We start from the raw sequence: 6,602 nt of genomic DNA on the forward strand, positions 1-6,602 counted from the left end.
TACGGCCCTATTCAGACAGGGTATCGTCCGGTAAATTTCTTCGATAGTTCCGCGCTGCGCGGAATATTCATGGATCGGCGCAGGTATGCAGCCCCAGGATAATCTTTCTCACGGAAAATCCGGCATCGTGCTGGCGCTCAGCGGCGGCGGGGCCGCCGGCCTGGCGCATATCGGCGTCCTGCAGACACTGGCGGAAAATGCCATTCCCATACGCGCCATCGTTGGTACCAGCATCGGTGCCGAAATTGGCGCGTTTACGGCGAGCGGTATGCCCATCGCTGAACTGGTTAGTCTCGCCACGGAATTCGACTGGAAGCAGACGCTGCAGCTGTTCATGCCGGACCTGCCGACCGGAGGCCTGGTGTCCGGCAGGAAGATCATGGATTTTCTGAATACCAAGCTGGGCGCACACGATATAGAAGATCTCCCCATGGGTTATGCCGCCGTCACCACCGATCTTGAAACCGGAGAACAGGTGATCGTCGACCGCGGCGGATTGGTCGATGCCGTGCGCGCGAGCATTTCAATTCCGGGACTGATTGCGCCGCACCGCATCAAGAGCCGTTGGCTCGTGGACGGCAGCGTGCTGAATCCCGTGCCGTTTGACGTGGCCCGCGAACGCTTCGGTGGCCCGGTGGTGGCCGTGGCGGTGCATTTCGCCGTGCGTCAACAGACCAAGCGCGTCCACGAACCGAAATCCAGACAGTTGCCGGTACGCATCCGGCAACTCTTGCGGCAACCCTGGATGGCGCGCACGCAGGGACTCGAGGAATGGTTGGAAGCGCAGCTCGAGAATTACCGCAAGGCCCAGGACATGAAACCGTGGTGGACAGCGCGCCGGGTGCTGGATCAGGTGATGGCTATCACGCAAGCGGAGATGGTGCGACTGCACGCGGCCAGGAACCCGCCAGATCTCATGCTGGTGCCTGATGTCGGCCGCATCGGTAGAGTTGAATTTTACCGCGGCAAGGAAGCAATCGCGGCCGGCCGCGCGGCGGCGCGGGAAAAAATCGAGGAGATCAAGGATCTGCTTGAGGCGGCAAGCTAAGCGCAGGATGCATCACCTCACCCTGCGGGTTGAGATTGTACCGAGGGTCGGACAACTCTGTCAGGAACAGATATGGACGCGCGTAGCGTGGCCCGAAGGGCAAGGCGCATGGGCGAAGCGGGAACAGGCAAAGGTCCAGCGGGCGAGCGGCGGACCTGGGAGCCGCGAGCGCCAAGCCAGGGATGGCTTGGCCGGATTTCTGTGCGAAGCGTGGATGTGGAGCACAGAAATTTGTCCCGCTGAGCGGGCGAGGCAGGAGCCGAGCCCCGGCTTTCGAGCGAAGCAGGGAATGTGCAGCGAAGAAAGTGCCGAGCAATCGAACCGACACGGTGTCGCCACCACCAGATTTTGAGGATGATGGAGGGCACAGCCAGTTATGTCCGATCAACTACTTGCATCGTTTGCCGCTGTGCCATTCCCAGTCTCAATCCCCGGAAAACCGGTCTCACCCAATCTCACCCTGGCACAAATCTGGCACAAGGGGCGATAGACCGATTCTGAGCGCTTGCACGTTGCCGACTGAGTTGGTTCGCCGGCTCGCCTCACCGATTCAGACAAGTGTGGGTGCAAGTATTAATTCGCCAGGGACAAGGCGGTAGCGTGGTCCTTACCCCTTGCAGTAGTCCCATATTGGGACTATCATATTGTTCATGGGAGTGATCGCGCGGAGCACGTTGAAGGCGTTCTGGGAACAAAATCCGGCGTATCTGGATGCCAAGGAACCTGCCCTCGCGTGGTATCGACATACTCTCAAAGCACATTGGGGATCGCCGGCGGAATTGAAACGCGATGTTGGAACGGCCAGTATCCTCAAGGATGGACGCGCCGTGTTCAACATCGCTGGCAACAAATATCGCATCGTGGTCTGGATCAACTACGCCTACCGTGTGGTGTATATCCGATTTATTGGAACCCATGCCCAGTACGACCGGATCGACGCGCAAACCATTTGACGGAGACACGACGATGGACATCAAGCCCATTAAGACCAAAACTGACTATCGAGCGGCACTCAAGGAAATCGAAGCCTTGATGCATGCCAAGCCCCGTACGCCCCAAGGCGATCGGCTTGAGGTGCTGGTCACGCTGGTGGAGGCATACGAAGCCAGACACTACCCGCTCGACCTGGCCGACCCCATCGAGGCGATCAAGTACACGATGGAAAGCAAAGGACTGTCCGTGAAAGACCTCGAACCCATGATCGGCCGCTCCAACCGTGTCTATGAGATTCTCAGCCGCAAGCGGCCGCTGACATTAAAGATGATCTGGGCGCTGCACAAGAGATTGGGCATCCCGGCCGAATGTCTCATCCGACAGCCCAAAAAAGCGCGTGCCGCGTGAATTTGTGGATGAGGTGGAAACGTATTTTGAATCATGGAAGTCGGCGCAATCATCTTGACTAGACGAAAATGACGACATTGAACCACAGGAAGTTTCGCACCCGCATGACCGATAGGTGCGTTATAGTCTTATCAGCATCGTTGGTGATGACATCGGCGTTTGCAGCGGTGCCCGGCAAGTCCGAAACCTCCAATCCGCCGCCAGTTCCTGCTGAAAGTGTGCCCCAGAAAAAGCCGCCAGCAGCCGCGCCTGATATCACACCAGCACAGGGCCAGATGCTGTATGAAAATCACTGCATAGCGTGTCACGAGAGCAGCGCGCACATACGCCGCGACCGTCGCGCTAACTCGCTGAAAGCACTGGAAGGTTGGGTGATCCGCTGGTCGAACCAGCAGCAGCTCAACTGGAGCGCGGAGGAAATCAGCGACGTGGTGGATTATCTCGACAACCGTTACTACAAATTCCCGCCACCTAAGGGTGGGAAATAAATCCGGCCAATCTGTTGCCAGCCGTTGCTTGCGGGCTCACCGAGCAGGCGGCTGCCACCGCAAGTTCCTTGGTAACACCGGTTCCCTGGCGAATTCCAAATCACGTCGCCATGGTCTCTGAATCAATCCGCAACCGTGATTGTTCGGAACCCAAAATCGAAAGGGCCACATGGCTGTGGCCCCTTGATTTTATGGTACGGAGGGTCGGAATCGAACCGACACGGGATTGCTCCTACCAGATTTTGAGAAAGATGGGGGGCACAGCTAGCTGTTACCGATCAATGACTTGCATCGCTTGCTGCTGTGTCATTCCCAGTCACAATCCTCGGTAAACCAGTCTCAGCCAGTCTTAACCCTGGCACAAATCTGGCACAAGGCCGGGGCGACGATTGTGAGAAGCTTCCACGCGGCAGGTTGGGTTGGTTCGCCAGATCCCCTCGCTGATTCCGATAAGTGTGGCGGCAAGTATTAATTCGTTAGGGACACCTCCCCGCGTGATTAACAATTCGCCATGCACAGGGCGACCATTCCATTATGCACAGGGTAGCTGTCCCCGATGAGTCGCTTCTGTTCAGCAGTGACAACATCCATGCGGGCCAGCAGGGATTTCTCAAATGCGGGCTGATGCACGACGGCACGATCTGTGGCCCCGGAGCTTTGTTTCGCGCCCCCCGGCGGATTGGAAGACGTTCAAGATGAACTATCGGTGTCGGGAGACTGTCTACCATAATTACCATTCTTCAAACGTGTACTGCGGACAACGAGTCGAGTGTGACTGTTTATGGTGTTGAACCGCACGATCAGGCTATTCCTCTCGTCAATGACTGCCAGGAACACTTTACCACTGCATTCATAGACCACGCGCACTTTGAATAAGAGGGGCGCACAGCTAAGTATAAGAAAGGGACTCAAAAATGCAGCTTGGCATGATTGGATTAGGGCGCATGGGGGCCAACATGGTGCAGCGCCTGATAAAGGGTGGCCACCAATGCGTGATCTATGACGTGCGCGCGCAAGCCGTTGAGAAACTCGCGGATCTTGGCGCCGTTGGCGCGAGTTCGCTCGGAGATCTGGTTTCCCGGTTGTCCAGACCACGCGCAGTCTGGTTGATGGTGCCGGCGGCCGCGGTGGATCAGGAACTGGCGACACTGGTTCCGCTGCTCGAAGCGGGAGACATCGTCATTGATGGCGGTAACTCTTATTACCGCGATGATATTCGGCGTGGCGCCGAGTTGAAACCGCGGGGAATTCATTACGTGGACGTCGGAACGAGCGGCGGCGTTGCCGGACTCGAGCGGGGTTACTGCCTGATGATCGGCGGCGAAAAAGAGGTCGTCCGGCACCTGGCTCCGATCTTTGCCACACTTGCCCCCGGCGTTGACGCAGCGCCACGCACGCCCGGCCGACAAAAGCGCGATGGCACGGCCGAACAGGGCTTCCTGCACTGCGGGTCGCAAGGAGCCGGTCACTTCGTCAAGATGGTCCACAACGGCATCGAGTATGGCCTCATGGCGGCTTATGCTGAGGGGCTGAACATTCTGCGCAACGCCGACGCCGGCAAGCGGCCACGCATTGAAGACGCCGAGACGACGCCGATGCGTAACCCGGAGTATTACCAGTATGAACTGGACCTGTCCGAGATCGCGGAAGTCTGGCGCCGCGGCAGCGTGATCGGCTCGTGGTTGCTGGATCTCACCGCCAGCGCGCTTCTCGATGACCCTGGTCTGAAAAACTACGCGGGCTGCGTGTCAGATTCCGGCGAGGGGCGGTGGACGATCGCGGCTGCCATCGATGAATCGGTGCCAGCCCCTGTTCTTAGCGCCGCGCTCTACGAACGCTTCAGCTCGCGCGGTGATGCGGATTTCGCCGATCGGGTGTTGTCCGCAATGCGTAAACAGTTTGGCGGGCACGACGAGAAGAAGAAGGGAGGGCGCTGAAATGAATAACTCCAAAGATGGCACGACACCGTCCGATGCGCTGGTGCTGTTCGGCGTCACGGGCGATCTCGCACATAAGATGATCTTTCCGGCGCTCTATGCGATGGCTAAGCGGGGTGTTCTTGACGTCCCGGTAGTCGGCGTCGCTTCACCGAAGTGGAGTCTGGCGCATTTGCGCAAGCGCGCCGAGGACGGCATAAGGAAATCAGGCAGGATAGATAACCGGTCCGCTCTGCGCCATCTACTCTCCTTGCTCCGCTATGTCGACGGTGACTACAACGACCCAGACACCTTCCAAGCACTCAAGAAGGCGCTGGGCGATGCCCACCGCCCGGCGCATTACCTCGCTATCCCGCCAGCGCTCTTCGCGACGGTCATCACGGGGCTCAGCGCTGCCGGCTTGGCCGATCAGGCGCGCGTCATCGTCGAAAAACCGTTCGGACGCAATCTGGCTTCCGCGCGCAAGCTCAATCGCGTTGCGCGTCGGTTTTTTCCGGAAGACTCGATCTTCCGCATCGATCACTTCCTCGCGAAGGAGGCGATCATGAATATCCTGTATTTCCGCTTCGCAAATTCGTTCCTGGAGCCGATCTGGAACCGCAACTACGTGGCCAGCGTCCAGATAACCCTGTCCGAGGATTTCGGTGTCAAGGGCCGGGGAGCGTTCTACGAAACCGCCGGCTGCCTGCGCGACGTCATCCAGAACCATCTCTTTCAGATCGTCGCGCTGCTTGCCATGGAGCCGCCGACCTATAGGGGCTTTGGGGCCGTGCACGGCGAAACCGCCGATGTTTTCCAGGCGATGCGTCCTCTGAAGTCCGACGACCTGGTGCGCGGCCAGTACGCCGGCTACCGTAAGGAACCGGGCGTGGCGAAGGATTCCGACGTCGAGACATTCTGCGCCCTGCGGCTCTTCATCGACTCGTGGCGCTGGGAAGGGGTGCCGTGGTACCTGCGCTCCGGCAAGTGTCTGGCCGAGACGGCTGCCGAGGTGATCGTCCAGCTGAAGCCGCCGCCGCAGCGGTTGTTCGCCGATTCAGCGCCCCCGGCCGGGCGGGCCAACTATCTACGCTTTCGGTTATCCCCGAACTCCGCCGTGGCCCTGGCTGCTCGCGTCAAGCGCGCGGGAAAGGAGTTCGTCGGCGACCAGCGTGAACTCTTTCTGATTGATGAACGGCCGGGAGAGGAATCGCCCTACGAGCGGCTTTTGGGCGACGCCATGGCCGGCAATGGCGCGCTCTTTACCCGTGAGGATGCCGTGGAGGCTGCTTGGGCCGCGGTCGATCCAGTCCTTAATAACCACCACCGGACTCACTCCTACAAACCCGGCAGCTGGGGGCCGAAACAAGCTGACGCGCTCATCGCGGTAAACGGAGGTTGGCACAATCCAATACCGGTGAAGGCGTCAAAATGACAGCGTCGAGCGAGGTGGTGTTCCTGCTGGATGTGGACAACACCCTGCTCGATAACGATCGCATCGTAGCCGACCTGGGCGGGCATCTTGCGCAGGAGTTCGGCGACGAGAGCCGGGATAGATATTGGAAAATTTTCGAAGCGCTGCGAGTTGAACTCGGCTATGCGGACTACCTGGGCGCCTTGCAACGCTACCGTGTTGGCGTCATGAATGATCCGCGCTTGCTGATGATGTCTTCGTTTCTGGTGGACTACCCGTTTGTAGATCGCTTGTACCCCGGCGCACTCGACGTCGTCGCCCATCTGCGCCGTTGGGGACCGACGGTGATTCTGTCGGATGGCGACGTGGTGTTCCAGCCGCGCAAGGTACAGCGA

8 protein-coding genes are annotated in these 6,602 nt (G+C 59.0%); all 8 read left to right on the forward strand.

Annotated elements, in window-relative coordinates; translation table 11 throughout:
• The first annotated feature begins 85 nt into the window (after nucleotides 1–85).
• Nucleotides 86–1,048 carry a patatin-like phospholipase family protein gene (locus WB402_RS15270; RefSeq protein WP_424209361.1) on the forward strand — a complete coding sequence of 321 codons (963 nt, stop codon included), beginning with the start codon at nucleotides 86–88 and terminating at the stop codon, nucleotides 1,046–1,048.
• A gap of 650 nt (nucleotides 1,049–1,698) precedes the next feature.
• Nucleotides 1,699–2,001, forward strand: coding sequence for a type II toxin-antitoxin system HigB family toxin (locus tag WB402_RS15275; protein ID WP_424209363.1), 303 nt, complete (start codon nucleotides 1,699–1,701; stop codon nucleotides 1,999–2,001).
• Between the two features lie 13 nt (nucleotides 2,002–2,014).
• The gene (locus tag WB402_RS15280; protein WP_424209365.1) at nucleotides 2,015–2,389 is read left to right on the forward strand and encodes a helix-turn-helix domain-containing protein; all 375 of its coding nucleotides are present in this window, start codon (nucleotides 2,015–2,017) and stop codon (nucleotides 2,387–2,389) included.
• Between the two features lie 146 nt (nucleotides 2,390–2,535).
• Nucleotides 2,536–2,877, forward strand: coding sequence for a hypothetical protein (locus WB402_RS15285; RefSeq protein WP_424209367.1), 342 nt, complete (start codon nucleotides 2,536–2,538; stop codon nucleotides 2,875–2,877).
• Nucleotides 2,878–3,411: 534 nt separating this feature from the next.
• Nucleotides 3,412–3,576, forward strand: coding sequence for a hypothetical protein (locus WB402_RS15290; protein ID WP_424209369.1), 165 nt, complete (start codon nucleotides 3,412–3,414; stop codon nucleotides 3,574–3,576).
• Nucleotides 3,577–3,791: 215 nt separating this feature from the next.
• Nucleotides 3,792–4,814, forward strand: a complete 1,023-nt coding sequence (gene gnd / locus WB402_RS15295; RefSeq protein ID WP_424209371.1) for a phosphogluconate dehydrogenase (NAD(+)-dependent, decarboxylating) — start codon at nucleotides 3,792–3,794, stop codon at nucleotides 4,812–4,814.
• A gap of 1 nt (nucleotide 4,815) precedes the next feature.
• Nucleotides 4,816–6,228 (forward strand): glucose-6-phosphate dehydrogenase, encoded by a 1,413-nt coding sequence (zwf, locus tag WB402_RS15300; protein WP_424209373.1) that lies wholly within the window; start codon nucleotides 4,816–4,818, stop codon nucleotides 6,226–6,228.
• Nucleotides 6,225–6,602 (forward strand): HAD family hydrolase (locus WB402_RS15305; protein ID WP_424209375.1); only part of this gene is annotated, 378 nt, incomplete at its 3' end. The genes zwf and WB402_RS15305, both read left to right, overlap by 4 nt.

Origin of the sequence: Sulfuricaulis sp. (assembly GCF_049587675.1) — a bacterium.
Classification (GTDB): domain Bacteria; phylum Pseudomonadota; class Gammaproteobacteria; order Acidiferrobacterales; family Sulfurifustaceae; genus Sulfuricaulis.